Annotated in this window: 24 protein-coding genes and 1 tRNA gene; 3 read left to right on the forward strand and 22 right to left on the reverse strand. The window is 68.8% G+C overall.

From position 1 onward, the window contains the following. Positions 1–2: 2 nt before the first annotated feature. From rbbA to OTERR_RS01415, 20 genes are all read right to left on the reverse strand, one after another. Positions 3–2,786 carry a ribosome-associated ATPase/putative transporter RbbA gene (gene rbbA, locus OTERR_RS01320; protein ID WP_149424614.1) on the reverse strand — a complete coding sequence of 928 codons (2,784 nt, stop codon included), beginning with the start codon at positions 2,784–2,786 and terminating at the stop codon, positions 3–5. Continuing rightward, a complete protein-coding gene (locus tag OTERR_RS01325) occupies positions 2,783–3,847 on the reverse strand; it encodes an HlyD family secretion protein (RefSeq protein ID WP_054619658.1) in 1,065 nt (354 codons plus the stop codon). The genes rbbA and OTERR_RS01325 overlap by 4 nt, the downstream gene beginning before the upstream one ends. A gap of 135 nt (positions 3,848–3,982) precedes the next feature. Beyond that, positions 3,983–4,384 (reverse strand): diacylglycerol kinase, encoded by a 402-nt coding sequence (locus tag OTERR_RS01330; protein WP_149424615.1) that lies wholly within the window; start codon positions 4,382–4,384, stop codon positions 3,983–3,985. Between the two features lie 137 nt (positions 4,385–4,521). After that, a tRNA-Gly gene (locus tag OTERR_RS01335) sits at positions 4,522–4,595 on the reverse strand. Between the two features lie 87 nt (positions 4,596–4,682). Further along, positions 4,683–5,786, reverse strand: a complete 1,104-nt coding sequence (locus OTERR_RS01340; RefSeq protein ID WP_054619656.1) for a YeeE/YedE family protein — start codon at positions 5,784–5,786, stop codon at positions 4,683–4,685. Between the two features lie 35 nt (positions 5,787–5,821). After that, entirely contained in the window at positions 5,822–6,526 is a 705-nt protein-coding gene (queC, locus tag OTERR_RS01345) for a 7-cyano-7-deazaguanine synthase QueC (RefSeq protein WP_149424616.1), read from the reverse strand. Positions 6,527–6,615: 89 nt separating this feature from the next. Beyond that, a complete protein-coding gene (locus tag OTERR_RS01350; protein ID WP_054619654.1) occupies positions 6,616–7,020 on the reverse strand; it encodes a PilZ domain-containing protein in 405 nt (134 codons plus the stop codon). A gap of 70 nt (positions 7,021–7,090) precedes the next feature. Further along, on the reverse strand, positions 7,091–7,750 hold the full coding sequence (gene queE, locus OTERR_RS01355; protein ID WP_246154256.1) for a 7-carboxy-7-deazaguanine synthase QueE: 660 nt from the start codon (positions 7,748–7,750) through the stop codon (positions 7,091–7,093). 25 nt (positions 7,751–7,775) lie between these two features. Then, on the reverse strand, positions 7,776–8,606 hold the full coding sequence (gene ybgF / locus OTERR_RS01360; protein WP_149424617.1) for a tol-pal system protein YbgF: 831 nt from the start codon (positions 8,604–8,606) through the stop codon (positions 7,776–7,778). Between the two features lies 1 nt (position 8,607). Further along, positions 8,608–9,132, reverse strand: a complete 525-nt coding sequence (pal, locus tag OTERR_RS01365; protein WP_054619651.1) for a peptidoglycan-associated lipoprotein Pal — start codon at positions 9,130–9,132, stop codon at positions 8,608–8,610. A 58-nt stretch (positions 9,133–9,190) separates the two neighbouring features. Next, on the reverse strand, positions 9,191–10,492 hold the full coding sequence (gene tolB, locus OTERR_RS01370) for a Tol-Pal system beta propeller repeat protein TolB (RefSeq protein ID WP_082396485.1): 1,302 nt from the start codon (positions 10,490–10,492) through the stop codon (positions 9,191–9,193). A 63-nt stretch (positions 10,493–10,555) separates the two neighbouring features. After that, entirely contained in the window at positions 10,556–11,425 is an 870-nt protein-coding gene (locus OTERR_RS01375) for an energy transducer TonB (RefSeq protein ID WP_149424618.1), read from the reverse strand. A 16-nt stretch (positions 11,426–11,441) separates the two neighbouring features. Continuing rightward, positions 11,442–11,861: an ExbD/TolR family protein gene (locus OTERR_RS01380; protein WP_054619649.1), complete on the reverse strand. Its 420-nt coding sequence runs from the start codon at positions 11,859–11,861 to the stop codon at positions 11,442–11,444. 12 nt (positions 11,862–11,873) lie between these two features. Then, positions 11,874–12,551 (reverse strand): protein TolQ, encoded by a 678-nt coding sequence (gene tolQ, locus OTERR_RS01385; RefSeq protein WP_054619648.1) that lies wholly within the window; start codon positions 12,549–12,551, stop codon positions 11,874–11,876. Continuing rightward, the gene (gene ybgC, locus OTERR_RS01390; RefSeq protein WP_149424619.1) at positions 12,548–12,994 is read right to left on the reverse strand and encodes a tol-pal system-associated acyl-CoA thioesterase; all 447 of its coding nucleotides are present in this window, start codon (positions 12,992–12,994) and stop codon (positions 12,548–12,550) included. Before ybgC ends, tolQ begins: the two co-directional genes overlap by 4 nt. A 114-nt stretch (positions 12,995–13,108) precedes the next feature. Further along, complete coding sequence (gene ruvB / locus OTERR_RS01395; RefSeq protein WP_054619646.1) at positions 13,109–14,182, reverse strand: Holliday junction branch migration DNA helicase RuvB; 1,074 nt, start codon at positions 14,180–14,182, stop codon at positions 13,109–13,111. A gap of 54 nt (positions 14,183–14,236) precedes the next feature. After that, positions 14,237–14,821, reverse strand: coding sequence for a Holliday junction branch migration protein RuvA (ruvA, locus tag OTERR_RS01400; RefSeq protein WP_149424620.1), 585 nt, complete (start codon positions 14,819–14,821; stop codon positions 14,237–14,239). Then, positions 14,818–15,423: a crossover junction endodeoxyribonuclease RuvC gene (gene ruvC, locus OTERR_RS01405; RefSeq protein WP_223115978.1), complete on the reverse strand. Its 606-nt coding sequence runs from the start codon at positions 15,421–15,423 to the stop codon at positions 14,818–14,820. Before ruvC ends, ruvA begins: the two co-directional genes overlap by 4 nt. 7 nt (positions 15,424–15,430) lie before the next feature. Next, on the reverse strand, positions 15,431–16,288 hold the full coding sequence (locus OTERR_RS01410; RefSeq protein WP_425466019.1) for a DMT family transporter: 858 nt from the start codon (positions 16,286–16,288) through the stop codon (positions 15,431–15,433). Positions 16,289–16,390: 102 nt separating this feature from the next. Further along, positions 16,391–17,116 (reverse strand): YebC/PmpR family DNA-binding transcriptional regulator, encoded by a 726-nt coding sequence (locus OTERR_RS01415; RefSeq protein ID WP_054619644.1) that lies wholly within the window; start codon positions 17,114–17,116, stop codon positions 16,391–16,393. A gap of 99 nt (positions 17,117–17,215) precedes the next feature. Here OTERR_RS01415 and OTERR_RS01420 point away from each other — a divergent pair, with 99 nt between their 5' ends. Next, positions 17,216–18,769 (forward strand): helicase HerA-like domain-containing protein, encoded by a 1,554-nt coding sequence (locus tag OTERR_RS01420; protein WP_149424621.1) that lies wholly within the window; start codon positions 17,216–17,218, stop codon positions 18,767–18,769. Between the two features lie 17 nt (positions 18,770–18,786). Here OTERR_RS01420 and OTERR_RS01425 read toward each other — a convergent pair whose 3' ends face one another. Further along, positions 18,787–19,482, reverse strand: coding sequence for a hypothetical protein (locus tag OTERR_RS01425; protein ID WP_149424622.1), 696 nt, complete (start codon positions 19,480–19,482; stop codon positions 18,787–18,789). 364 nt (positions 19,483–19,846) lie between these two features. On the opposite strand from OTERR_RS01425, the gene OTERR_RS01430 reads away from it, so the two are divergent. After that, positions 19,847–20,887 (forward strand): ABC transporter substrate-binding protein, encoded by a 1,041-nt coding sequence (locus OTERR_RS01430; protein WP_149424623.1) that lies wholly within the window; start codon positions 19,847–19,849, stop codon positions 20,885–20,887. Beyond that, the gene (locus tag OTERR_RS01435; protein WP_149424624.1) at positions 20,884–23,391 is read left to right on the forward strand and encodes an EAL domain-containing protein; all 2,508 of its coding nucleotides are present in this window, start codon (positions 20,884–20,886) and stop codon (positions 23,389–23,391) included. The genes OTERR_RS01430 and OTERR_RS01435 overlap by 4 nt, the downstream gene beginning before the upstream one ends. Positions 23,392–23,546: 155 nt before the next feature. Here OTERR_RS01435 and metF read toward each other — a convergent pair whose 3' ends face one another. Beyond that, a complete protein-coding gene (gene metF / locus OTERR_RS01440) occupies positions 23,547–24,410 on the reverse strand; it encodes a methylenetetrahydrofolate reductase [NAD(P)H] (protein ID WP_246154258.1) in 864 nt (287 codons plus the stop codon). Between the last annotated feature and the right edge of the window lie 14 nt (positions 24,411–24,424).

Consider the following 24,424-nt stretch of genomic DNA (forward strand, 5'->3'; position numbering starts at 1 on the left):
GCTCAGTCCCCCTGCTTGCGCAACAGCAGCACGCTGGCCACGGTGAGCACCGGGATGAAGGCGGCGATGGCCAGCAGGAAGGGCCACAGATCCGCCAGGTCCAGGGCCTTGGCGAAGGTGCCCCGGGACACCAGCATGAAGTAGGTGGTCGGGTAGAGCTGGCCGAGCACCGCCCCGGCGCCTTCCAGGGACGACACCGGGGTGGTCATGCCGGAGAACTGGATGGCCGGCAGCATGGTGGCGATGGCCGTGCCGAACAGGGCGGCGATCTGGGTGCGGGTGAACGACGACATGAGCAGCCCCAGGCCGGTGCTGGTGACGAGGTAGAGGGCGGCGGCCAGGGTCAGGGTGACGAGGCTGCCCTTGATCGGCACGGCGAAGACGAACACCGCCAGGGCGATCAGGGTCAGGTAGTTGATCAGGCCGATGCCGATGTAGGGCAGCTGCTTGCCGAGCAGGAATTCCAGGCGGGTCACCGGGGTGACGTAGAGGTTGATGATCGACCCCAGCTCCTTTTCGCGCACCACGCCGACGGCGGTGAGCATGGCCGGGATGAGGATCAGCAGCAGGGGGATCACCGCCGGCACCATGGCGTTGAGGCTGCGCACGTCCGGGTTGTAGCGGTAGCGCACCTCCAGGTTGCCGCTGGCGGCGACCGTTGGCGGATTGGGCAGGCGCGCCAGCAGGCTGTTGATGTAGGCGTAGTGGGCGGCCTGGACGTAGCCACGGATGGTCTCGGCCCGGTAGGGCATGGCCCCGTCGATCCAGGCCCCCACCTGGGGCTGGGCGTTGCGCCGCAGGTCGCGGCCGAAGCCCGAGGGGATCTCGATGGCCAGACTCAGCTCGCCGGTGCGCATGCGCCGGTCCATCTCCGCCTCGCTGGTCAGCGGCGCCCGGGTGACGAAGTAGCGGGAGCCGGCGAACTGCTCGGCGTACCACTGGCTTTCCTGGGTCTGGTCCCGGTCGAGCACGGCGTAGGGCAGGCCCTCCACGTCCATGTTGATGCCGTAGCCGAGGATGAGCATGAGCAGGGCCGTGCCGAGCAGGGCGAACACCAGGCGGATCGGGTCGCGGCGCAGCTCCAGGGTCTCCCGGTGGGCGTAGGAGAGCAGGCGTTGCAGGCTGAAGGCGGCCAGCCGGCTCCGGCCGCCGGTGCGGGCGGGGGCGGGCGGGGGGGCAGTGCTGGTGCTGGCGGTGGCCGGCGGCTGCGGCACGGCGGCGCTGCCGGCACCGGCGGTGGCCTCCTCCAAATAGGCGATGAAGGCGTCTTCCAGGCTGGCGGCGCCCCGGGTGGCCACCAGGGCGGCCGGGGTGTCACTGGCCAGCACCCGGCCAGCGTGCATCAGCGAGATGCGGTCGCAGCGCTCCGCCTCGTTCATGAAGTGGGTGGAAATGAAGATGGTCACCCCGTCGTTGCGCGACAGGTCGAGCATCAGCTCCCAGAAGCCGTCCCGGGCCACCGGGTCCACCCCGGAGGTGGGCTCGTCCAGGATCAGCAGGTCCGGGCCATGGATCACCGCCACCGCCAGGGAGAGGCGCTGGCGGATGCCCAGGGGCAGGCTGTCGGCCTTGGCGTCCCGGTACTCGCCCAGGTCGAAGCGCGCCTCCATGGCCGCCACCCGGGCCGGGATTTCGGCGGCGGGCAGGTGAAAGAGGCGGGCGTGCAGCGCCAGGTTCTGCCCCACGGTCAGTTCGCCGTACAGGGAGAAGGCCTGGGACATGTAGCCGACCCGCTTGCGCACGCCCAGGTCGCGGGCGTCGATGGGTCGGCCGAACAGACTGGCCTCGCCCTCGCTGGCCGGCAGCAGCCCGGTCAGCATCTTCATGGTGGTGGTCTTGCCGCAGCCGTTGGAGCCGAGGAAGCCGAAGATCTCGCCGCGCTCGATGCGAAAGCTCACCCGGTCCACCGCGGTGAAGTCGCCGAAGCGGCAGGTCAGCTCCCGGGCCTCGATGGCCACCTCGCGGTGCTCGGCGTGGCGTGGCCGCACGTTCAGCTGGCGGTGCCCGGCCCGCTTGTCCGGCGGCAGCAGGGCGATGAAGGCCGCTTCCAGGCTGGCGGCGCCGGCCTGGGCCTTGAGCTGCGCCGGGGTGCCGGTGGCCAGCACCCGGCCGTCGTCCATGGCCACCAGCCAGTCGAAGCGTTCGGCCTCTTCCATGTAGGCGGTGGCCACCACCACGCTCATGCCCGGGCGGCGGGCGCGGATGCGCTCGACCAGTTCCCAGAACTGGCGGCGGGAAAGGGGATCGACCCCGGTGGTCGGCTCGTCGAGGATGAGCAGGTCCGGGTCGTGGATCAGGGCGCAGCACAGCCCGAGCTTCTGCTTCATGCCGCCGGAGAGCTTGCCCGCCGGCCGGTCGGCGAAGGGCGCCAGGCCGGTGCTCTCCAGCAGCTCGGCGATGCGTTGGCGGCGCTCTGCGGCGCCGTGGCCGAACAGGCGGCCGAAGAAATCCACATTCTCGGCCACCGACAGGGTGGCGTAGAGGTTCTTGCCCAGGCCCTGGGGCATGTAGGCCACCCGGGGGCAGACCGCCTCCCGGTGGGCGTCGTCGGCCATGTCGCCGCCGAGCACCCGCACCGTGCCCTGCTGCACGCCCCGGGCGCCGGCGAGCAGGGCCAGCACGGTGGACTTGCCCACCCCGTCCGGGCCGATGAAGCCGAGCATCTGCCCCGCCGGCAGGGTCAGGCTGACCCCGTCCACCGCCGTGGTCGTGCCATAGCGGTGGCGCACTTCCGCCAGCTCGGCGATGACGGCGCCGGACGCCGGGGGGGCGGCGGGCCGGGTCATTGCGGCAGATGCACCGCCAGGTGGTCGGGCCACTCGCCGCCGCCGGCCAGGCGGACGGTGGTGACGCCGGGCAGGCCGGTCTTGACCTGGGCCATGTGCTGGCGCAGCAGGTCGGGGTCGATGCGCGCCTTGACGCGGAACACCAGCTTTTGCCGTTCCACGGCGGTTTCCACGGTCTTCGGGGTGAACTGGGCCTCGCTGGCGACAAACGACACCTGGGCCGGAATCACGTACTGGGGCACCGCGTCGAGGACGATGCGCGCCTCGGCGCCGATGGCCAGCTTGCCCACCAGGGTCTCGGGCAGGAACAGGGTCATGTACACATCGGTCAGGTCGATCAGGCTGACCACCTTGCCGCCGGCGCCGAGCACCTCGCCGGGCTCGGCCACCCGGTACTGGACCCGGCCGTCCCGGGGCGCCACCAGCACGCTGTCGGCCTTGTCGGCCTCCAGCCGGGCGACCGTGGCCTTGGCCGCCTCGATGGCGGACTGGGCTTCGACCACCTGGGAGCGGGCGGCGGCGATACCCGACTTGGCTTCCACGACCTGGGCCTTGGCCGCCGCCAGGGCAGCGGCGGCGCTTTCCCGCTTGGCCCGGTCGGCATCGAGTTTTTGCGGGGTGAGGAACCCTTTGGCCACCAGGGTCTGGGAACGGCGCAGTTCGCCGTCGGCAAAGGCCAGTTCGCTGCGCCGTTGGGCGACCACCGCTTCGGCCGCGGCCTTGGCGCTCTCGCGCTGGGCCACCAAGGCCTGGGTGGTGGTGCGGGTGCTTTCCGCCTGGCGCACCTGGGCCTGGGCCTGCTGCAACTGGGCATCCAGGGCCTCGGTATCCATGCGTGCTACTTCCTGGCCGGCGGTGACGAAGTCGCCCTCGCGCACCAGTACCTCCTTGACCCGACCGGCAGCCTTGGTGGAAACGTCGATCTCGGTGGCCTCGATACGGCCGTTGCCCTGGGCGAAACCGGGGGGGAGCTCCGGAACCTGGCGGGATTGCCAGAAGAGGAAGGCGGCGCTGGCGGCGAGCACGGTGCCGCCCAGCAGCCAGAGTTTGCGGGTGTTCATGGTCTTGTCCTGTGTCGTTCGGAATGCGTCGGCGCGGGACGCCGGCTATCGTACGTCATGGCCATAGTGTGTCATGGCAAGGCTATGCCCGGCCAGGCAGCGGCGCCTTGACCTTGCGCAATGGGCGGACGGAGCTCAGGCCGCCGGATGCGGCAATAGCGGCAGGAGGATGACTCCCCACACCGCGACCAGGGTGAGCAGGGCCAGCAACACGGCGCCGCTGCCCAAGTCCTTGGCCCGGCCGGAGAGGTCGTGGCGTTCCAGGGAAATTCGGTCCACCACCGCTTCCACCGCCGAATTGAGCAATTCCACCACCAGCACCAGACCCAGGGTGAGCAGCAGCAGCCCCCGCTCGGCGGCGCCGACCGGCACCGCCAGGGCGATCGGCAGCAGGACGAGGGCGAGCAGCACCTCCTGGCGGAATGCCGCCTCCAGGCGCCAGGCGCAACTAAGGCCGCGCCAGGAGTTGCGCGCCGCGCTGACCAGTCGGTTCAGGCCGCTGCCGGTGGTGAATGGGGTTTCCTTGGGCGAGGTCATGGCCGGAGAGAGGCTCCTAAGAGATCGTCGCGGGCACCGCCGGGTCGGCATGGGGGCGCAGAGGTCGAGGTGGGGACGCGCCAGGGCGCGGCCGGCAATCCGGTGCGGTGTGCCAGGGGAGATCGAAATCAGGGAGGTGGAGCGGGTGAAGGGAATCGAACCCTCGTATGCAGCTTGGGAAGCTGCCGTTCTACCATTGAACTACACCCGCTCGAAAGACTGCTGCTGCCGGCGTTGCACCGGCGAGGCCTCGCATTCTACGGGGGGAGCGGCCGGGCAGCAAGGGTCGGGCCCCGGCTCAACCGGCCTGGCGCTCCATCCACCACAGGTCGAGGCGCAGCATGGCGAAGGCGCCGGCGATGATCGAGGCCAGGGCGACGAAGCTGGCCAGGGCCAGGGTCGAGACGCCGCTGACGCCCTGGCCCAGGGTGCAACCCATGGCCAGGATGCCGCCGAAGCCCATCAGCACGGCGCCGATCAGGTGGCGGGCGGTGTCCCGGGCGTCGCGGAAGCCTTCCCAGCGGAATTCGCGGAAGAGCAGGGCCTGGGCCAGGCCGCCGAGAAAGGCGCCGGCCACGGTGGCGATGCCGAAGGTCACCTTGCGGCTGCCGTCGTTGGCCCAGGACAGCCATTCCAGGCTGTGGGCGAGGGGGCCGACGAAGGTCAGGGCCTCCGGGCGGCCGCTGGCGGTGCCGATGAAGGCTTCTTCCAGGGTGTCCGGATGCTCGGCGACGAAGCCCAGGTGGCCGGTGACGTACCAGCCGCCCACCACCAGGGAACCCACGGCGATTCCGCCAAGCAGGGGGCGGGGTTGCCAGACATCGCGGTTGGCCAGGCTCCAGGCCAGGAACAGGCCGCCGATCACCACGGCCGCAATCAGGCGGGCGTTCTCGGCGGGCAGCCCCAGGCCGGCCAACAGGCTGCCTGCGTCGGGTGCCGGCAGGGGCAGCGAGACGGCCCCCTGGGCCAGGGTGCGCAGCGGCGTGAGGATGCCGTGCATGGTCATTTCGGCACTGAGGGCCAGGACGAGGAAGGCCACCAGGGATTTCAGGTTGCCGCCGGCGGCCCGGGTCAGGGAGCGCAGGCCGCAGCCCGAGGCCAGCACCATGCCGGCGCCGAACAGCAGGCCGCCGCTGACGAAGGCGAGCAGGGGCAGGCTGGTCAGCCGGTAGAAGCTCCTGGCCAGGGGCAGGCCCTGACTGGTTTCGAGCAGGGCGGCGCCGAGGATGGCCACGGCGATGGCCAGCGCCCACATGCGCAGACGGGTGAAGCTGCCCATGCTGACCACGTCGGCGACGGCACCGACGGTGCAGAAATGGGTGGCGCGGGTGGCAAAACCGAGCAACGCCCCCAGGGCAAAACCGAATAGAACGACCTGGTTGGCGAGGTGAGCGACGTCCATGGGCGGGCGGAAGTGAGGGAGAGGGCAGAACGCCGTCAGGCGTTCTGGTAATGGGTCGGGTCGGCCAGGCCGGCGGCGGCAAAGCCTTCGCGGCGCAGCCGGCAGGCGTCGCAGGAACCGCAAGCACGGCCAGCGTCGTCGGCCTGGTAGCAGGAGACGGTGAGGCCGTAATCGACGCCGAGGCGGGTGCCGGCGCGCACAATGTCGGCCTTGGACAGGTCGATCAGGGGCGCATGGACCGTCAGCTTGGCGCCTTCGACGGCAGCCTTGGTGGCCAGGTTGGCCAGGTTTTCGAAGGCCTGGACAAAGGCCGGACGGCAGTCGGGGTAGCCCGAGTAGTCCACCGCATTCACGCCGACGAAGACGTGGCGGGCGTCGAGCACCTCGGCCCAGGCCAGGGACAGGGCGAGCAGGATGGTATTGCGCGCCGGCACGTAGGTGATCGGGATGCCCGGCTGGACGCCGTCGGTGGGCACGGCCAGGGTAGGGTCGGTGAGGGCCGATCCGCCAAACTGGCCGATGTCGATCTTGGCCACCCGATGCTCGATTGCGCCCAGCGCCTTGGCCACGCGCACCGCGGCATCCAGTTCGGCGCGGTGCTTCTGGCCGTAATCCACCGACAGGCAGTAGCAGGCGTAGCCCTGTTCCCGGGCGATGGCCAGGACGGTGGCGGAATCGAGTCCGCCGGACAGCAGGATGACGGCTTTGGGGGGCGTGGCGGGTGATGCGGAATCAATCATGGGCGCGGATGGTGGGCATAAACCCGGAGCAGGTCAATTCAAACAAGGCGGTGGCAAGCGCCGGCCGGTGGCGCGGCGGGCCGGGAGGGCTACTCGCCGCGCACCAGGGCCGCCAATTCCCGCTCCAGCAGGTTGGCGTCGCCCAGGTTGAGCTCCACCAGGCGGCGCAGGTGGCAGGCGCTGTCCAGGTCGATACGTTCGCAGAACAGACCCAAGTGGCCGTCCTCGACGTGGGCGACGTGGCCTTCCAGGCGCACGATCGGGCCGCTTTCGCCGAGGGTGACCTCGACGGCACAATCCTCGCCGAGGGGGGGCGCGGGGTTAAGGGCGAGCAGGGCGCCCTTGAAGGACAAATCGAGCACCTGACCGTCGGATGCGCCGTGCCGGGTGATGATCCGCGCCGGGCCATGGTAGACCACTCGGGCATGGTGGCGGCGTTCCGCGCCAGCCGAGGGGTGGGCGGTGGTCGGAGGGGGGACGGATCGATCGGACATGGGGCAGGCTCCTCGGGGCCGCGACAGCTCACCCCGTGCCGTGGTGGCGACGCGGCGCGCTGGGGCGGGGTCACTTGCCCTTCATGTTACCCCAAAGAATTTTGTGCAGTTGCACCTGGAAGCGCACCGGTAGGCCGTCGGTGAGGATCCATTCGGCCAGTTGGCGGGGTTCCAGCTGGCCCGCCACCGGGGAGAACAGCACCGGGCACTTGTCGGTCAGGGCATGCTCGCGCAGTTGCTCCTTGGCCCATTCATAGTCACCCCGGGAGGCGATGACGATCTTGAGCTCGTCCCGGTGGGTGAGGTGGGCCAAGTTGGCGAGGCGGTTGCGCCCGACCTCGCCGGAGTCCGGCGCCTTCAGATCCATGATGCGCGACACCCGTGGGTCCACGGCGGAAATGTCCAGGGCTCCGGAGGTTTCCAGGGACACGTCGCAGCCGTCGTCACACAGGGCGGTGAGCAGAGGCAGGCAGTTCTTCTGCGCCAGGGGCTCGCCCCCGGAAACGCAGACATGGTGAGTCGGGTGCTTGGCCACCTCGTAGAGCACCTGGCCGATGGTCTGGGTCTCGCCGCCGGTGAAGGCATAGGCGGTGTCGCACCAGGTACAGCGCAGCGGGCAGCCGGTGAGGCGGACGAACACCGTCGGCAGGCCGACCCGGGAGGCTTCGCCCTGGACGGAATAGAAGATTTCGCTGACCTTGAGGGTCAACTGACGGTGATTCTCCACCACGACGGGGACTTCCTTTGCTTGCGGCTTACTTCTTCTTCAGCCGGTCTTTGGCGGATTGGGCGGCGCGACTGTCCGGGTACTTGACCACGAGCCGGTCGAGGGTCTGGTTGGCCCCCTTGTGGTCGCCGAGTTCCTGCTGGCAGTTGGCGATGGTCAGCAGGGCATCTGGGGCCTTGGCATGGTCCGGCCATTTGCTCAGCACCACCTGTTCGGCGCTGATGGCCTTCTTGCAGTCGCGCTGGGCGTAGAAACTGTTGCCGAGCCAGAACTGGGCCGAGGGAGCGAAGTCGCTTTGCGGATGGGCGCGGCCGAAGGCATCGAAGGCGTTGGCCGCCTCCTTGTACTTGCCGCCCTTGAACAGGGTCAGGGCCGCCTCGTATTCCTTGGCTTCGGCCTGGGGGGTGGCGGCTGGCTTGGCCGGCGCGCCTGCCGCCGGGGCATCCCCGCCGCTGGCGGCAGGGGCGGTGTCGCCGGCAGTCTGGGTCTGGGGTTCCAGCTTGCGCAGCCGGGTGTCCAGATCCAGATAGAAATCTTTTTGCCGTTGCTGGGCCTGCTGCAGTTCGTAGGTGAGCATTTCCACCTGGCCGCGCAGCTGGGCCACTTCGGACTTGAGGTTGTCGAGCTGGTTGGCCAGCTCCAACTGGGCGCGGTTGGCCGCTTCCAGCTTGTCGAGACGGGCGCGGGATTCGGACTTCAGATCGAGGATCTGACGGCGAGCCTCGTCGTCGTCGAACATGCCGGCGTGCGCCGCAGGCGCCGCCGACAGGCCTGCGACCAACAGAGCCGCCAGGATCGCCGCCGTCCGCGACAGGCGGGCGGCAGGCGCGTGGGGAGAGGTCGGTCGCAGGCCGGCCATCTTAGTACTCGCCGTTGTAGAGGATGTCGGCGCGACGGTTTTCGGCGTAAGCCGCTTCGTCGTGACCTTCAGCCTTCGGCTTCTCTTCGCCCAGGGACACGGACTCGATCTGGTCGTCCTTGGCGCCCAGCAGGGTCAGGGCCTTCTTCACGGCGTCGGAACGCTTCTGGCCGAGGGCCAGGTTGTACTCGCGGGAGCCGCGTTCGTCGGTGTTGCCCTGGATCAGGACCTTGGCGGTCTTGTTCTCGGACAGGTACTTGGCGTGAGCGGCGACCAGCTGCTTGTACTCGGTCTTCACTTCGTACTTGTCATAGTCGAAGTAGACGCTGCGCTTGGACAGGATGTTGTTGGGGTCCTTGAGGGGGGACAGGGCGCCACCCTGGCCGCCAACGCCGGAGGAGGAAGCGGTCGGGTTGCGGTTTTCCACTGCCGCGCCGGATTGGCCGTCGGTGTTGGTGGTGGAGCAGCCGGTCACCAGAGCGGCGAGCAGAGCGGCGGTGATGGCAGAGGTTTGAGCGAAACGCATTGTGTTCTCCGAAAGGAAAGGCGTAGAGGGTTGGTCAGGCGGTGACGGACGGCCGGGGTTATTTGACCAGGGGACCCCAGGCTGGCTCCCGCACGTCACCGGCGGCGATCGACAGGCGCTGCTTGATACGACCATCGGCGGATACGGCGGACAACACGCCCCGGCCGCCGATTTCGGTGGCGAACAGGATCATGCGTCCGTTGGGAGCAAAACTGGGGGACTCGTCGCGGGAGGAGTCGGTGAGGATCTGGGTCTGACGACTGTTGAGATCCAGCACCGCCAGGCGGAAACCGCCGCCGCCGCGGGTGATGTAGGCAAGTAGGCGGCCATCCGGCGAGAGGCGCGGGCTGACGTTGTACGAGCCTTCGAAGGTGACTCGTTCCGCCGCACCGCCGCTGGTGGCGACCCGGTAGATCTGGGGCTGGCCGCCCCGATCCGAGGTGAAATAGATGTAACGGCCGTCGGCGGACCACTGGGGCTCGGTGTCGATGCCCGACGAGGTCATCAGCCGGGAGCCTCCGGAACCGTCGGCGTTGAGGATGAAGATCTGGGATCCGCCGTCCTTGGTCAGCACCACCGCCAGCCGGTTGCCGTCGGGGGACCAGGCAGGAGCGGAGTTGGAGCCCTTGAAGTTGGACACCACCTGGCGCCGGCCGGTGGCCAGGTTGTGGACGTAGATCACCGGCTTCTTGTTCTCGAAGCTCACGTAGGCCAGGCGGCCGCCGTCCGGGGACCAGGCCGGGGAGATGATCGGTTCCTTGGAGACCAGGGCCGACTGGGCGTTCTGGCCGTCGGCGTCGGCGATCTGCAAGGCATAGCGGGCGCCGCCGGACTTGACCACGTAGGCGATACGGGTGGAGAACACGCCGGGTTCGCCGGTGAGTTTCTCGTAGATGTAATCGGCAATGCGGTGACCGGCGGCACGCAGGGCCGGGGTCGAGGTCAGGTAGGCGGCGCCGCCCAGGGATTGCTGGCGGGTCACGTCGTAGAGACGGAAACGGGCTTCGAGGCGGCCGTCGCTGCTGTTGGCCAGGCTGCCGGCGGCCAGGGCGTCGGCCCCCCGTCCCTTCCAGCTGCCATAGTCGACGGCGCTGTTTTCGGTCAGCGGCTGGCTGCCCGGATCGACCATCTTGAACAGGCCGCTGCGCTCCAAGTCGCCGCGCACCACCGTGGTCAGGGCACGGGACAGGCCCGGCTCGCCGCCAAAGTCGGCGATGGCCACCGGAATGCGGTTGGCCCCGGCGCCGGTGACCTCAACGGTGAGCTGGGCGTGGGCGACGTGGGGCAGCATCGACAGGGCCAGGGCGGCCAGGAGCCCCTGGATCAGGGAGCGGCGTGGCAGGAGGCGGGTAGTTTTCATGGACACAAATCGGTGGGGTGGCGGCGGGCAGCATGGCGCCGCAAAAAAAAGCATTATAAAACCTTAGGTTTCCCGGGGGCGGTACTTGATGGTGATGAGGCGATCCGGTTGCCCCGAGTCCGGTTTGGGCAGGGGCGAGGCGTTGTGGATGGCCCGTTCCACAGCCGCGTCCAGGGCCGGGTTGCCACTGCTCTTTTGCAGCTTGACGCTGATCACTTCGCCGGTGATCAACTGCTCAACCTGAAAGACGGCTTCCGGGTTGCCCTGGATGTTGGGCGGCAGCACCACGTAGCCGCGTACCTTGGCGCTGATCTTGGCGGCGTAGTCGCCGCGGCCGATGTTACGCGCCACCGTGGCGGTTTCCGCCTCGGCCAGGTTCTTCAGCCGGTTGTCGCTCTGCTGCCGGGAGACCTTCTTGTTGACCTGGTTCAATTCATCGTTGAGGGCTGAACTGAAATCCGGACGCGGCGGTTCAGGCTTCTTTTCGACCTTGGGTTCGGGTTTCGGCTCGGGTTTTTTCTCCGGCTTGGGCTCGGGCTTCGGTTCCGGTTTTTTCTCCGGCTTCGGTTCGGGCTTGGGCTCGGGTTTCGGCTCGTGCTTCTTCTCCGGCTCCTTCTTCACCGCGATATCGGGTTTGGCCACCGGCTTGACCGGGGGCGGCGGCTCGGGAGCAGGCTTGGGCGCCACGGTGGGCTCCGGCGGCGGCGGAGGGGGCGGAGGGGGCGGCGGCGGAGCACTCGGTTTGGGCGCGGCGGTCACCAGCCCCGGCGTGGCGTTCCACAACTCCACCTGCACCGAGGCCGGCGGCGTCGAGCGCCACGAGACGCCGACGATGAGGAAGATCGCCAGGGCCACGTGCACGGCGACGGCGAGCACGAGGCTCGCCCGCTTTCCCGGGGCCGGGGCCGTGTCGAGGTAGTGCAGGGCGGACATAGATGGTCTGGTCGGATCAGCGCTTGCCGGCGGTCGGCGTGACCTGGACGTCCATGCCGACCCGCTTGACGCCCGATTCCTTGAGCTGGCCGAGCACTTCGGCGAGCAGTTCGAGCTTGACCGACTTGTCGCCGACCACGGCCACCGGGCGCTCGTCGTTGCCGTTCTGCAGCTCCACGACGGTGCGGGCGATGTCGCGCTTGTCCACGGACTGCTCGGGGCCGCCGTAGCCGTCCTTGAGGACGATCGACTGATCGGCCTTGAGGGACACCACCACCGGGTTCTGCGGCGTTTCGTTGCCGGCGGCGGCGGTGGGCAGGTCGATCGAGCCGGTCTGCATCATCGGCGCGGTGACCATGAAGATCACCAGCAGCACCAGCATCACATCGATGTAGGGGACGACGTTGATTTCGTTCTTGAGGCGACGGGGGCGCATGGACTCGGGCCTTTAGCGCATCTGCCGCTGCAGGATGTTGGAGAATTCTTCCATGAAGCTCTCGAAACGGGTGGACAGCCGGTCGATGTCGTAGGCGAAGCGGTTGTAGGCGAGCACCGCGGGAATCGCTGCGAACAGGCCGATGGCCGTGGCCACCAGGGCTTCGGCGATGCCGGGAGCCACCGAGGCCAGGGTGGCCTGGCCCACATTTGACAGGCCGCGGAAGGCGTGCATGATGCCCCACACCGTGCCGAACAGGCCGACGTAGGGGGACACCGATCCGACCGAGGCGAGGAAGGCCAGGTGGTCTTCCAGGCCGTCCACCTCGCGCTGGTAGGTGGCACGCATGGCGCGGCGCGAGCCGTCCACCACATCCTTGGCTTCCAGGTTCTTCTGGCCGCGCAGCTTGGTGAATTCCCGGAAGCCGGATTCGAAGATGCGTTCCATGGCGCCGGCGTGGTGCCGGTCGTTGACTGCGCTCTGATAGAGGTTGGCCAGGTCGCCGCCGGACCAGAAGTCGCGCTCGAACTGCTCGGTCTTGCTACGCGCCAGGCGCACCGCGAACCACTTGCGGAAAATGTAGTACCAGGACATAAAGGAGACGCCGGCCAGCAGCGCCATCACCAGCTGCACGACGGCGCTGGCGTTGGTGATCAGATGCAGGATCGACAGGTCTTGGGTGACGTTCATTGCAGGGTCTCGAATTTGGCGCGCAGCCAGTCGGGGATAGGGATCGATTTCATCTTGGCGAAGTCGACGCAGACGATCTGCACCGTGGCGGTGGCCAGTTCCAGCCAGCCACTGGGAGCGTCGGGGTCGGCGCGGCGCACGTGCTGGCGGAACACCACCTGGCTGCGGCCAAGCTTGTCCACTTCGAGGCCGACCTCGAGCAGGTCGTCGAGGTGGGCCGGACGCAGGTAGTCGATGTTGATGTTGCGCACCACGAACACCAGGTTGTGGTCGCGCACCAGGTCGCGCTGGTCGTGGCCGATCTGACGCAGCCACTCGGTACGGCAGCGTTCGAGAAAATCCAGGTAGGTGGCGTGGTAGACCACGCCGCCGGCATCGGTGTCGGCGTAGTAAACCCGGACGGGCCAGGTGAAGGCGTTGGGTTTTTGTTCGTGGGCGGGCATGAAGGCGCTATTTTAGGAGTCTGGCGGCGGGGGATACGGCCTGGCCTGTAACGCACTGTAACCAGTTGTGTGCAAAATCCAGGAAGTGCCGTAGGGAGGCGGGGCGGTCGGTCCTCAGGCCGGGTCATCCCACAGTTGGGGAGCGGCTTCCTGGGGAATGCCCGCCGGCGGGCGGAAACCCAGGTGGCGATAGATGGCGGCGGTGGCCATGCGCCCCCGGGGGGTGCGTTGCAGGTAGCCCTGCTGGATCAGGTAGGGCTCCAGCACGTCCTCGATGGTGTCCCGGGCCTCGCCGATGGCTGCCGCCAGGTTGTCCACCCCGACCGGGCCGCCGCCGAACTTGTCGATCACCGCTTCAAGCAGCTTGCGATCCATCATGTCCAGGCCGGCCGGGTCCACGTCGAGCATGGACAGGGCGGCGTCCGCCACCGGGGCGGTGATCACGCCGCCAGCCTTGACTTCGGCGTAGTCGCGCACCCGGCGCAGCAGCCGGTTGGCGATACGTGGTGTGCCTCGGGAACGCTTGGCGATCTCCAGGGCGCCGTCGGGCTCGATGGCCACGTTGAGCAGGCCGGCGGAGCGGCTGACGATGTGGGTCAGCTCGGCGGCGGTGTAGAACTCCAGCCGTGAGACGATGCCGAAGCGGTCGCGCAGCGGGTTGGTCAGCATGCCGGCCCGGGTGGTGGCCCCCACCAGGGTGAACGGCGGCAGGTCGAGCTTGACCGAGCGGGCCGCCGGGCCTTCGCCGATCATGATGTCGATCTGGAAGTCCTCCAGGGCCGGATAGAGGATTTCCTCCACCACCGGCGACAGGCGGTGGATCTCGTCGATGAACAGGACGTCGTTGGCGTCCAGGTTGGTCAGGATCGCCGCCAGGTCGCCCGGGCGCTCCAGCACCGGGCCCGAGGTCTGGCGCAGGTTGACGCCCATCTCCTGGGCGACGATGTGGGCCAGGGTGGTCTTGCCCAGACCCGGGGGGCCGAACAGCAGCACGTGGTCGAGGGATTCACCGCGCTGACGGGCCGCCTGGATGAAGATCTCCAACTGTTCCCGCACCTTGGCCTGGCCCACGTAGTCGGCCAGGCGCTTCGGCCGCAGCGCGCGCTCGATGGCCTCCTCCTGGGTGGAGGCGGCGCCGGGGGCGATCAGGCGGTTGGCGGGGGCGGAAAAGGAGTCGGTTTCGATCATCGTTGCGGGTACGGGGCGGGCGGACTGGCGTCGGGTGCGAGGGGCTCAGGCCGCTCAGGTCTTGGCCAGGAGCTTGAGGGCCTGGCGGATGCCGTCGGAAACGGAAACGCCGGCGGGCAACTTGTCCATCGCCTGGCCGGCTTCGCGCTCATTGTAGCCGAGGGCCAGCAGGGCATTGAGGATGTCGTGGCTGGCGTCCGGGGCCAGGGCGGTGGCGCTGCCCGGTGCGGCGCCATTGGCGACGAGCTTGTCCTTGAGTTCGAGCAGCAGGCGTTCGGCAGTCTTCTTGCCGACGCCGGGGATCTTGGTCAGCCGCCCGGTTTCCTGGCGCGACACGGCGGCGGCCAGTTCACTCACCGACAGGCCGGAGAGCACGGCCAGGGCCATCTTCGGCCCGACCCCGGAAATCTTCACCAACTGGCGGAAGGTGGCCCGCTCCTCGGCGGTGAGGAAGCCGAACAGGAAGTGGCCGTCCTCGCGCACCACATGGTGGGTGAGCAGCACGGTCTTCTCGCCCAGGCCGGGCAGGTTGTAGAAGGTGCTCATGGGCACGTCCACCTCGTAGCCCACGCCGCCCACGTCCACCAGGACCTGGGGCGGGGTTTTCTCGATGAGGGTGCCGGCGAGTCGTCCGATCATTTCTTGTCCCCGGAAGAGGTTGAGAGGGTGGCCGCGCCGGGCAGGCGGGCCAGGTCCTTGGCCATCAATCGGCCGCCGCGGCGGCGCCCGGCGGTGGGCAGGGCGCCCATGCCCAGGCCGCCGTGGGCGTGGCAGATGGCGCAGGCCAGGGCGTCGGCCGCGTCCGGCGACGGGTCGCCGGGCAGTTGCAGCAGGCGCCGCACCATGTGCTGCACCTGGGTCTTGTCGGCCCGGCCGTGGCCCACCACCGCCTGCTTGATCTGCATGGTGCCGTATTCGGCCACCGGCAGGCCGGCCAGGGTCAGGGTGGTGATGGCGGCGCCCCGGGCCTGGCCGAGCAACAGGGTGGACCAGGGGTTGCGGTTGAGGAACACCTCCTCGATGGCGGCCTGGCTCGGAGTGTGGGCGGCGACAATGGCGTCGATGCCCCGGGCGATGGTGGCCAGCCGCTCGGGCAGCCCGGCCTTGTCGTCGGTGCGGATGCAGCCGCTGGCGACGTAGGCGAGCTTGCTGCCGGTGACGTCGATGACGCCGAAGCCAGTGATCCGCAGCCCCGGGTCGATGCCCAGGATGCGCAGGGTGGTGGGGGGCGGTGCGGTCACAGCCGGCTCACTTGCGCGCCAGGGCGACGCCGACCACCGCCACCGCCATGCCGAGCAGGGCGGCGCCGGTGAGGGTTTCGCCGAAGGCGGCCCAGGCGATCAGGGCGGTGGTCGGCGGGGTCAGGTAGAACAGGCTGGCCACGTTGACCGCGCTGCCGCTGCGGATCAGCAGGTTGAGCAGGCTGATGGCGCCCACCGACAGCACCAGCACCAGCCAGAGCAGGGCGAAGACGAACTGGCTGCTCCATTCGATGTGGAACGATTCGCCACTGGCCATGGCGGCCAGGGCGGTGACCAGGGCCGTCGGCACGAACTGGATTACCGCCCCGGTGCGCAGGTCGAAGCGGGGGCAGAAGCGTTTCTGGTACAGGGTGCCGGCGGTGATCGCCATCAGGGCGAATAAAGCCGGCAGCAACAGGGTGCCCAGGGGCAGGCCGGTGAGCTTGCTGGACACCACCAGGGTTACACCGGCGAAGCCCAGCATCAGCCCCTGCCATTGCCGGCCGGTGACCTTCTCGCCGAGCAACAGACCGGCGCCCAGGGCGGTGAGCAGGGGCTGGATGCCGACTACCAGGGAGGTGATCCCGGCGGGCAGGCCCTGGCCGATGGCGACGAATACCCCGCCCAGATAGCAGGCGTGCAGCAACACGCCGGTGACGGCGATGTGCAGCCACTGGCGCGGCTCCCGGGGCCAGGGGGCCCGGGTGGCCAGGGCCACCGCCAGCATCAGCCCGATCACCAGCAGGTAGCGGGCGAGCAGGAAGACGAGGGGCGCGGCGTAGGGCAGGCCGAACTTGGCGCCAATGAAGCCGGTGCTCCACAGAAGCACGAACAGCAGCGGCAGGAGCGAGCGCAGGGCGGGCACGGAAGGGGGCGGGGCGCAGGAGAAAGAGGATGAGCCTAAAAGTGGCGGGGCCAAAACGACAAAGCGGCGCCGGGCGCCGCTTTGTCTGTTGCCGGAAGGGGCTTAGTCCTCGAACACCGCCGAGGAGTAAACCTCCTGGACGTCGTCCAGGGATTCCAGGGCATCGAGCAGCTTCTGCATCTTCAGGGCGTCGTCGCCGGCCAGGGGCGATTCGTTGAGGGGCTTCATGCTCACCTCGCCGAACTCGGCCTTGAAGCCGGCGCCTTCCAGGGTTTCCTTGATGGTAGTGAATTCCCAGGGGCCGGTGATGACCTCGATGGAGCCGTCGTCGTTGCTCACCACGTCGTCGGCGCCGGCTTCCAGGGCCGCTTCCATCAGGGCGTCCTCGTTGGTGCCGGGGGCGAACAGCAGCTGGCCGCAGTGCTTGAACTGGAAGGCCACGCAACCGTCGGTACCCATGTTGCCGCCGTACTTGGAGAAGGCGTGGCGCACTTCGGCCACGGTGCGGACCTTGTTGTCGGTGAGGCAGTCCACCATCACTGCCGCGCCGCCGATACCGTAACCTTCATAGCGTACTTCTTCGTAGCTGACGCCTTCGAGCTGGCCGGTGCCGCGCTTGATGGCGTTGTCGATGTTGTCCTTGGGCATCGATTCGCCCTTGGCCTTTTCGATTGCCAGGCGCAGGCGCGGGTTCATGGCCGGGTCGCCCCCGCCCATCTTGGCCGCTACCGTGATTTCCTTGATCAGCTTGGTGAAGACCTTGCCGCGCTTGGCGTCCTGCCGGCCTTTACGATGCTGGATGTTGGCCCATTTGGAATGCCCGGCCATAGCTCACCTCAAACGTGATGTATTGTCGAAAACCCGCGCTAGCACGCACGCTAGAGCGTTTTAGAATCGCAAAATTCTAGCATAGCGAGGCTCTTCCCCATGGCTGCTCCCCTTCCCGTCGCCCGGCACCAGTCTGACGACCTGTGCCTGTTGCCCGCCCTGGCCAACCGCCACGGCTTGATCACCGGCGCCACCGGCACCGGCAAGACCATCACCCTGCAAGTGCTGGCCGAACGCTTCTCGGCCATTGGCGTGCCGGTCTTTCTCGCCGACGTGAAGGGCGACCTGTCCGGCGTTGCGGCCCCGGGGCAGGAATCGGCCAAGCTGGCCGAGCGCCTCAAGAGCCTGGGCGTTGCCGACTGGACGCCGAAAGCCGTACCCACCGTGTTCTGGGATGTGTATGGCAAGCAGGGCCACCCGGTGCGGGCCACAATCTCCGACATGGGGCCGGTGCTGCTCGCCCGCCTGCTCAACCTCAACGACACCCAGGCCGGGGTGCTGCAGCTGGTGTTCAAGATCGCCGACGACAACGGCCTGCTGCTGCTCGACCTGAAGGACCTGCGCGCCATGGTCCAGCACGTCGGCGACAACGCCAAGACCTTCACCACCGAGTACGGCAACATCTCCGCCGCCTCCATCGGCGCCATCCAGCGCGGCTTGCTGACCCTGGGCGAGCAGGGCGGCGAGGTGTTCTTCGGCGAGCCCATGCTCGACATCGCCGACCTGATGCAGACCGACGGCGACGGTCGTGGCGTGGTCAACGTGCTGGCCGCCGATTCCCTGATGCAGCAGCCCCGGCTGTATTCGACCTTCCTGCTCTGGTTGCTCTCCGAACTGTTCGAGCGCCTGCCCGAGGTGGGGGACCTGGACAAGCCCAAACTGGTGTTCTTCTTCGACGAGGCCCACCTGCTATTCAACGAGGCGCCGCCGGCCCTGCAGGAAAAGATCGAGCAGGTGGTGCGGCTGATCCGCTCCAAGGGCGTGGGCGTCTATTTCGTCAGCCAGAATCCCCTGGACATCCCCGAGAAGGTTCTCGGCCAGCTCGGCAACCGGGTCCAGCACGCCCTGCGCGCCTTCACGCCGCGGGACCAGAAGGCGGTCAAGACCGCCGCCGAGACCCTGCGTGCCAACCCGGCCTTCGATGCCGCTGCGGCCATCACCGAACTGGGGGTGGGCGAAGCCCTGGTGTCCTTCCTCGACGAGAAGGGCCGGCCGGCCATGGTCGAGCGGGCCTTCATCCTGCCGCCGGCCTCACGCATCGGGCCGCTGACCGCCGACGAACGCGCCGCGGTGGTCAAGGGCTCGCTGCTGTTCGGCCACTACGAGCAGGCCGTGGATCGGGAAAGCGCCTACGAGATCCTGCGCGGGCGCAACGTACCGGCGGCCAACGGTACGGGCAGCGCGGCGACCCAAGGTAAAGGCGGCGAGGGTGGCGAGGTCTCGGCTGCCTCCGGCGGCGGATTGGGCGGAGTGCTCGGTGACATCTTCGGCGGCGCGGGTGCTCCGGCGGCCAAGGGGGCGCGGCGCAGCGACTCCCTGGTGGAGACCCTGGCCAAATCGGCCGCCCGGGCGATCGGTTCCCAGGTGGGGCGCGAGATCATCCGCGGTGTGCTCGGCTCGATCCTCGGTGGCGGGGGCTCCCGGCGCCGTTAGCAGGGGCGCCGCACGCTTCAGGCGAAGGCTGTCGGCAGTGTGGCGTCCAGGGTGGCGCTGGCGTTGAGGGACAAGGCCCCGTGCTGCAGGGTGAAACCGGTGGCCCGGGTCGCCGTGGTCACGATGCGGGCCAGGATCTCGCCTGCCGCATCCGGCGTCATGCCCTGGGCAATGGCCTGGCGGTAGGCTCCCTGGGCCCGGGTCTGGATCACCTGGGCCTCCTTGGCGAGCAAGGTGCTGGCGGCGCCGGCCAGGGTGGGATCGCTGTTCAGGGCCGCTTCCGCCTCCGGGTTGCCGGGAACCCGGAAGCGCCCGTCCTCCAAGCGGATCTCGTAGCGGGCTGTGGGATTCAGGCTGGCACGCAGCAGCGCCCGGTACATGCTCACCTCCACGTCCTGGCGCTCCTGTCCCACTTCACGGGCGAGGCTGGCCGAATCGGGGGGCAGGGCCTCGCTCTGCATCGGTGGGCTATTTCCCGCAACCCCAGACGCATTCGCCGCAGCGCTGGCGGCACGGCTGCTGTTCGGAGTGTTCGGAGTGGCGGCGATAGTTTCGCGGGCCGCCTTCTGACGGCCCGCCGCGGACAGGGTGACCCGGGTGCCGTCCCGGGCGGCAGCGTCGAGAGCGCTCGTGTTGGGGGTGTCGAGCGGGCCGGCCCGGGGCCGGATAAAACGCGCGGCAAACAGGGCACTTGCTGCTGTATCAACGTTCATGACGTCACCTCGAATAAGCGTAGGCCGAAATCGTGCAAGTGACGTGCCAGGGCTTCCGGCGACGGCTGGAGGGACGACAACGCCCATGCCGTCGTGGCCCGTGGCGGAATGGCAGTCTCGCCAGCGCCTGCTGGCTGGGGAGGTTCTTGCCGTTTTGTCGGCGGCATAGGATTTTTTTGCCGAATCCCGGGGGAATGGTCCCGCCTACCGGCCATCGACGCTGCGGGCGTTATTGCATGCTCTGGGTGTGAGAAAAAAAGCCGCATTGCCGTAACGCGGAGCGATTTTCTTTGCGACAGATCATGCTCGGGCGATAGGATTAGGGCATATTCCTTTCCGTTCCTCCGTTTTCCTCCCGCTTCCGATGCTTTCCGCCTTTTTCTTCCGGGGATTCCGCCTCGCCGCGGTCGTGCGCACCGCCTGCCGGTGGCTGCTGGTGCTGCTCGGCCTGGCGCTGCTGGCCGGATGCGACAAGCCGCGCATGCCCCTGGTTGTCGGCGCCAACCCCTGGCCGGGCTATGAGGGCTTGTTCCTTGCCCGGGACCAGGGGCTGGTGAGCGAGAACCAGGTGCACGTCCTCGATTTCCCCTCCACCAGCGAGGTGCTGCGCGCGTTCCGCAACGGCACCCTGGATGCCGCCGCCCTGACCTTGGACGAGGCCTTGTCCCTGGTAAATAGCGGCGAAGCGATCAAGGTGGTGCTGGTCTTCGATATCTCGGCCGGCGCCGATGCCCTGATAGCCCGGCCCGAGGTGGCCTCCCTGGCGGCCCTGCGCGGGCGGCGCATCGGCATCGAGCTGAACACCACCTCGTCGCTGCTGCTTGCCCGAGCCCTGGACAAGGCGGGCCTGAGCGCCAACGAGGTGACCCTGGTGCGCCTCTCCCTGGATGCCCAGCAGCAGGCGCTGCAGCAGGGGGAGGTGGATGCCCTGGCCACCTGCGAGCCACTCCGCTCCCAGCTGGCCGCCAGCGGCGCCCGGGTGTTGTTCGACAGCTCCGCCATGCCCAACGAGATCGTCGACGTGCTGGTGGTGCGTCAGTCCCTGCTGGAGTCCCGCGCCGACGATCTGGCGGCGCTGGTTAGCGCCTGGGGGTTGGCGCAGCAGCGGGTGCTCCAGGGCGAGGCGGCGTTGATCGACCAGGCGGCCCACCGCAGCGGCATGACGCCCGCGCAATTCCGTGCCGCCCTGGCCGGCATGTCCCTGCCCGATCTGGCCCAGAACCGCGACCTGCTCGCCCCCGGCGGGCCTCTGGCGGCCCAGGCTGGGCGGCTCGCCACATTCATGCAGGCGCGTGGCTGGCTCAACCCCCTGTCCACCAGTAACCTGGTGGACGACCGCCTGGTGCGGAGCGCGCTGCTTCCTCCCGCTCCAGGGCGCGGCGGCGCTTCCGGAGGCAAACCATGAAACTGCGCCACGGCTTGCCGGTGGCGCTGCTGGCGTTCGGCACCCTGCTCGGCCTGAGCTTTTACGGGGTGGATCGCCTGCGCAGCGTCGAAGAGGTGGAACAGCAGGCCATCGCCCGGGCGGCCTTCAACGGCGACCGCCTGGCCGCCGAGGTCGAGGACGAAATCATCGCCGGCGACGCTGTCGCCGCGGAGCGCACCTTGGTGCGCCTCTCGGCCATGCCCCACCTGCGCCAGGCGATGGTGTTCGACGACCATCTGAAGGTGCTCTTCGCCAGTCGTTTCAACCGCAAGGGGGCCGATTTTGCCGCCCTGCGCGGCCTGCCGCCGGCCGAACGCTTCGCTGCCGCCGGCATGCGCATGGCCGGCGATGTGCTGCTCTCCGACGAGCGCGGCACCCTGTGGTCGATCTACCCGTTGCGCCTGCCGCCCGAACCCGGCGAATTGCGCACCGCCCGGGTCGGCTACATGTACCTCGAATACGACCTGAGCGTGGCCAAGGATCTGGCCCGCTGGGAAGCGGGGCGGCGCTTCGTCGTCATCGGCGCCGGCATCGCCCTGCTCTGCCTGGTGCTGTGGGCCGGCCTCGACCGGTTGGTGGCCCGCCGCCTGAAAGCCCTGGCCGATGCGGCCCGGGCCTTCGGCAGCGGCCAGGGCAAGGCGAAGGGCAGCGTGGCCGCGTTGCTGCCTCCCGCCGGCAACGACGAGATCGGCAGCCTGTCGGCCACCCTGGGCGCGATGATGGAAGAGATCTCGCGTCACCAGGGCGCCCTGTCGGCCAGCAACGAAGCCCTGTCGCGGGAAATCGAGGAGCGCCGCCAGGCCGAGGAGAAGCTGCGCCTGGCCGGCCAGGTGATCGCCAGCAGCAACGACGCGATCATGATCACCGACGCCACGCACCACATCATGCGTGTCAATCCGGCCTTCACCCGGGTCAACGGCTACGAGCCGGAAGAGGTGCTGGGCAAGCTCCCGGCCATGCTCCGCTCCAACCGCCACGACAGCGAGTTCTACGACCGCATGTGGGAAGAGGCGGATACCCGCGGCAACTGGCAGGGCGAGGTCTGGCACACCCGCAAGGGCGGCGAGCAGATCGCCCTGTGGCATTCGGTGACGCCCCTGCGCGACGCCAATGGCCGGATCACCCATTTCGTCATCGTCAGCTCCGACCTGTCGCGCTACAAGGAAGCCGAGGAGCGTATCCGCTTCCTCGCCAACTTCGACCTGCTCACCGGTCTGCCCAACCGGGTGATGCTCCAGGAGCGCCTGCACCGGGCCATCGAGGAAGCGGCCTTCGACCGGGAGGAGCTGGCCCTGGTGCTGCTCAACGTGGACCGCTTCCAGGCCGTGAACGATTCCCTCGGCTCGGGCGCCGGGGACGAACTGCTCCAGGCCATCGCCGCCCGTCTCGGCACTGCGGTGCAGGACGGCGAGATGGCGGCGCGCATGGGGGGCGACGAATTCGCCGTGCTGCTGCCGCGCTGCGGCGTGGACCGGGCAGCCTGGCGCACCCAGCAGTTGCTCGGCGACCTATGCCGGCGCTACGACCTGAGCGCCCAGCCGGTGGAGGTGACGGTCAGCGCCGGGGTCAGCCTGTTCCCCCACGATGCCCGGGACGGCTCGGGCCTGCTGCGGGATGCCGACGCCGCCGCCCGTCACGCCAAAGAGGCGGAACGGGGCGGCTTCCGCTTCTTCGCCCCGGAAATGAACGCCCAGGCCCTGGACCGCTTTGCTCTGGAAAACGACTTGCGCCATGCCCTGGCCGAGGGCCAGTTGTTCCTCGCCTACCAGCCCCAGGTCGAAGTGGCCGGCGGCCGGGTGGTCGGGGTCGAGGCCCTGGTGCGTTGGCAGCATCCGGAAAAGGGGCTGATCTCCCCGGCCCGCTTCATCCCGGTGGCCGAGGAATCGGGCCTGATCCTCAGCCTGGGCGACTGGGTGCTGCGCGAAGCTACACGCCAGGCGGCTGCCTGGCAGGCCCAGGGGATGGCGCTGCGCATCGCAGTCAACCTCTCGGCCCTGCAGTTCCGCCAGTCCCAGCTCCCCACCCAGGTGCACAGCGCCCTGGAAGAAGCCGGGCTGGAGCCCCGCTGGCTGGAGCTGGAAATCACCGAGTCCACCCTGATGGACAACACCGAGCAGGCCATCTCGCACCTGTGGGAACTGTCGGACATGGGGGTGCAGCTGGCCATCGACGACTTCGGCACCGGCTATTCGAGCCTCGCTTACCTGAAGCGCTTCCCGCTGCAGCGGCTGAAGATCGACCAGGCCTTCGTGCGTGACCTGTCGTCGGACGCCAACGACGCCGCCATCGTCACCGCCATCGTCGGCCTGGCCCGCAGCCTGGGCATGCAGGTCACTGCCGAAGGGGTGGAAACCGCCGAGCAGCTCGCCTACCTGGTGGACCTGGCCTGCGACGAATATCAGGGCTACTACTGCAGCCGGCCGGTCCCGGCCGCGGAGATCGCCGAGGTGGTGGCCCGTCAGGCGACCTTGCTGGAGGCCTAGGCAGGGCGGGGACTTCCAGTCATGGTGGCTGGAGAATGAGGATTGACGCGGGGTTTCAGGTAGGCTGCCTGAAACCCCGCGCCAGTTCTAGGGCTTGAGACGGTGGCGTGTGCCGTTCCCGCTGTCTGGCCGGGGCCACGGCAGGCCCTGCGGCCTTACGCCTTGAGGCGGCGCACGATCTCCAGGGTCAGGTCGGCCTGGTTGAGGCAGTAGAAGTGCAACCCCGGCGCGCCTTGGGCGATCAGGGCGCGGCACAGGCCGGTGACCACCTCCAGGCCGAATTCCCGCACCGCTTCCGCATCGTCCCCATACGCCTCGAACTGGCGCCGCACCCAGCGTGGGATCTCGGCGCCGCACTGGTCGGCGAAGCGGGACAGCTTGGTGAAGCTGGCGATGGGCATGATGCCCGGCACGATCGGAATCTCCACTCCGGCGTCCCGCACCCGGGCGACGAAGTGGGCGTAGGCGTCCGGGTTGTAGAAGAACTGGGTGATGGCCGAGTCGGCCCCGGCGCGGGCCTTGGTGACGAAGGCGGCCAGGTCGGACTCGAACGAGGCGGCCTGGGGGTGCACCTCAGGGTAGGCCGCCACTTCCAGGTGGAAGCCGCCCTCGGCGGCGCTGCCGGTCTCGGCGCGGATGAAGCTGACCAGGTCGCTGGCGTAGCGGAACTCGCCCAGGCTGGCCATGCCCGAGGGCAGGTCGCCGCGCAGGGCGACGATGCGGCGGATGCCCTGGGCGCGGAAGCCGGCGAGGATTTCGCGGATGCTTTCCCGGGTGGCGCCGACGCAGGACAGGTGGGGGGCGGCGGCAAAGCCTTCGTCCTGGATCTCGCGCACGATGGCGAAGGTACGCTCCTGGGTCGAGCCGCCGGCGCCGTAGGTCACCGAGAAGAACTCCGGGTTGAGGGCGGCCAGGCGCGCCCGGGTGGCGCGCAGCTTATCCGCCCCTTCCGGGGTCTGCGGCGGGAAGAATTCGATCGAGATGGGCAGGGTCGCGGGCGTCATGGTGGGCGTGGTCATTGCGTGGGTCGAAA

Source organism: Oryzomicrobium terrae, from assembly GCF_008274805.1.
Lineage (GTDB): Bacteria > Pseudomonadota > Gammaproteobacteria > Burkholderiales > Rhodocyclaceae > Oryzomicrobium > Oryzomicrobium terrae.

Coding starts and splice junctions, on each gene's coding strand:
- rbbA (WP_149424614.1), bottom strand. CDS start 2,786: ATGACCCGGCCCGCCGCCCCCCCGGCGTCCGGCGCCGTCATCGCCGAG.
- OTERR_RS01325 (WP_054619658.1), bottom strand. CDS start 3,847: ATGAACACCCGCAAACTCTGGCTGCTGGGCGGCACCGTGCTCGCCGCC.
- OTERR_RS01330 (WP_149424615.1), bottom strand. CDS start 4,384: ATGACCTCGCCCAAGGAAACCCCATTCACCACCGGCAGCGGCCTGAAC.
- OTERR_RS01340 (WP_054619656.1), bottom strand. CDS start 5,786: ATGGACGTCGCTCACCTCGCCAACCAGGTCGTTCTATTCGGTTTTGCC.
- queC (WP_149424616.1), bottom strand. CDS start 6,526: ATGATTGATTCCGCATCACCCGCCACGCCCCCCAAAGCCGTCATCCTG.
- OTERR_RS01350 (WP_054619654.1), bottom strand. CDS start 7,020: ATGTCCGATCGATCCGTCCCCCCTCCGACCACCGCCCACCCCTCGGCT.
- ybgF (WP_149424617.1), bottom strand. CDS start 8,606: ATGGCCGGCCTGCGACCGACCTCTCCCCACGCGCCTGCCGCCCGCCTG.
- pal (WP_054619651.1), bottom strand. CDS start 9,132: ATGCGTTTCGCTCAAACCTCTGCCATCACCGCCGCTCTGCTCGCCGCT.
- tolB (WP_082396485.1), bottom strand. CDS start 10,492: ATGAAAACTACCCGCCTCCTGCCACGCCGCTCCCTGATCCAGGGGCTC.
- OTERR_RS01375 (WP_149424618.1), bottom strand. CDS start 11,425: ATGTCCGCCCTGCACTACCTCGACACGGCCCCGGCCCCGGGAAAGCGG.
- OTERR_RS01380 (WP_054619649.1), bottom strand. CDS start 11,861: ATGCGCCCCCGTCGCCTCAAGAACGAAATCAACGTCGTCCCCTACATC.
- tolQ (WP_054619648.1), bottom strand. CDS start 12,551: ATGAACGTCACCCAAGACCTGTCGATCCTGCATCTGATCACCAACGCC.
- ybgC (WP_149424619.1), bottom strand. CDS start 12,994: ATGCCCGCCCACGAACAAAAACCCAACGCCTTCACCTGGCCCGTCCGG.
- ruvB (WP_054619646.1), bottom strand. CDS start 14,182: ATGATCGAAACCGACTCCTTTTCCGCCCCCGCCAACCGCCTGATCGCC.
- ruvA (WP_149424620.1), bottom strand. CDS start 14,821: ATGATCGGACGACTCGCCGGCACCCTCATCGAGAAAACCCCGCCCCAG.
- OTERR_RS01415 (WP_054619644.1), bottom strand. CDS start 17,116: ATGGCCGGGCATTCCAAATGGGCCAACATCCAGCATCGTAAAGGCCGG.
- OTERR_RS01420 (WP_149424621.1), top strand. CDS start 17,216: ATGGCTGCTCCCCTTCCCGTCGCCCGGCACCAGTCTGACGACCTGTGC.
- OTERR_RS01425 (WP_149424622.1), bottom strand. CDS start 19,482: ATGAACGTTGATACAGCAGCAAGTGCCCTGTTTGCCGCGCGTTTTATC.
- OTERR_RS01430 (WP_149424623.1), top strand. CDS start 19,847: ATGCTTTCCGCCTTTTTCTTCCGGGGATTCCGCCTCGCCGCGGTCGTG.
- OTERR_RS01435 (WP_149424624.1), top strand. CDS start 20,884: ATGAAACTGCGCCACGGCTTGCCGGTGGCGCTGCTGGCGTTCGGCACC.
- metF (WP_246154258.1), bottom strand. CDS start 24,410: ATGACCACGCCCACCATGACGCCCGCGACCCTGCCCATCTCGATCGAA.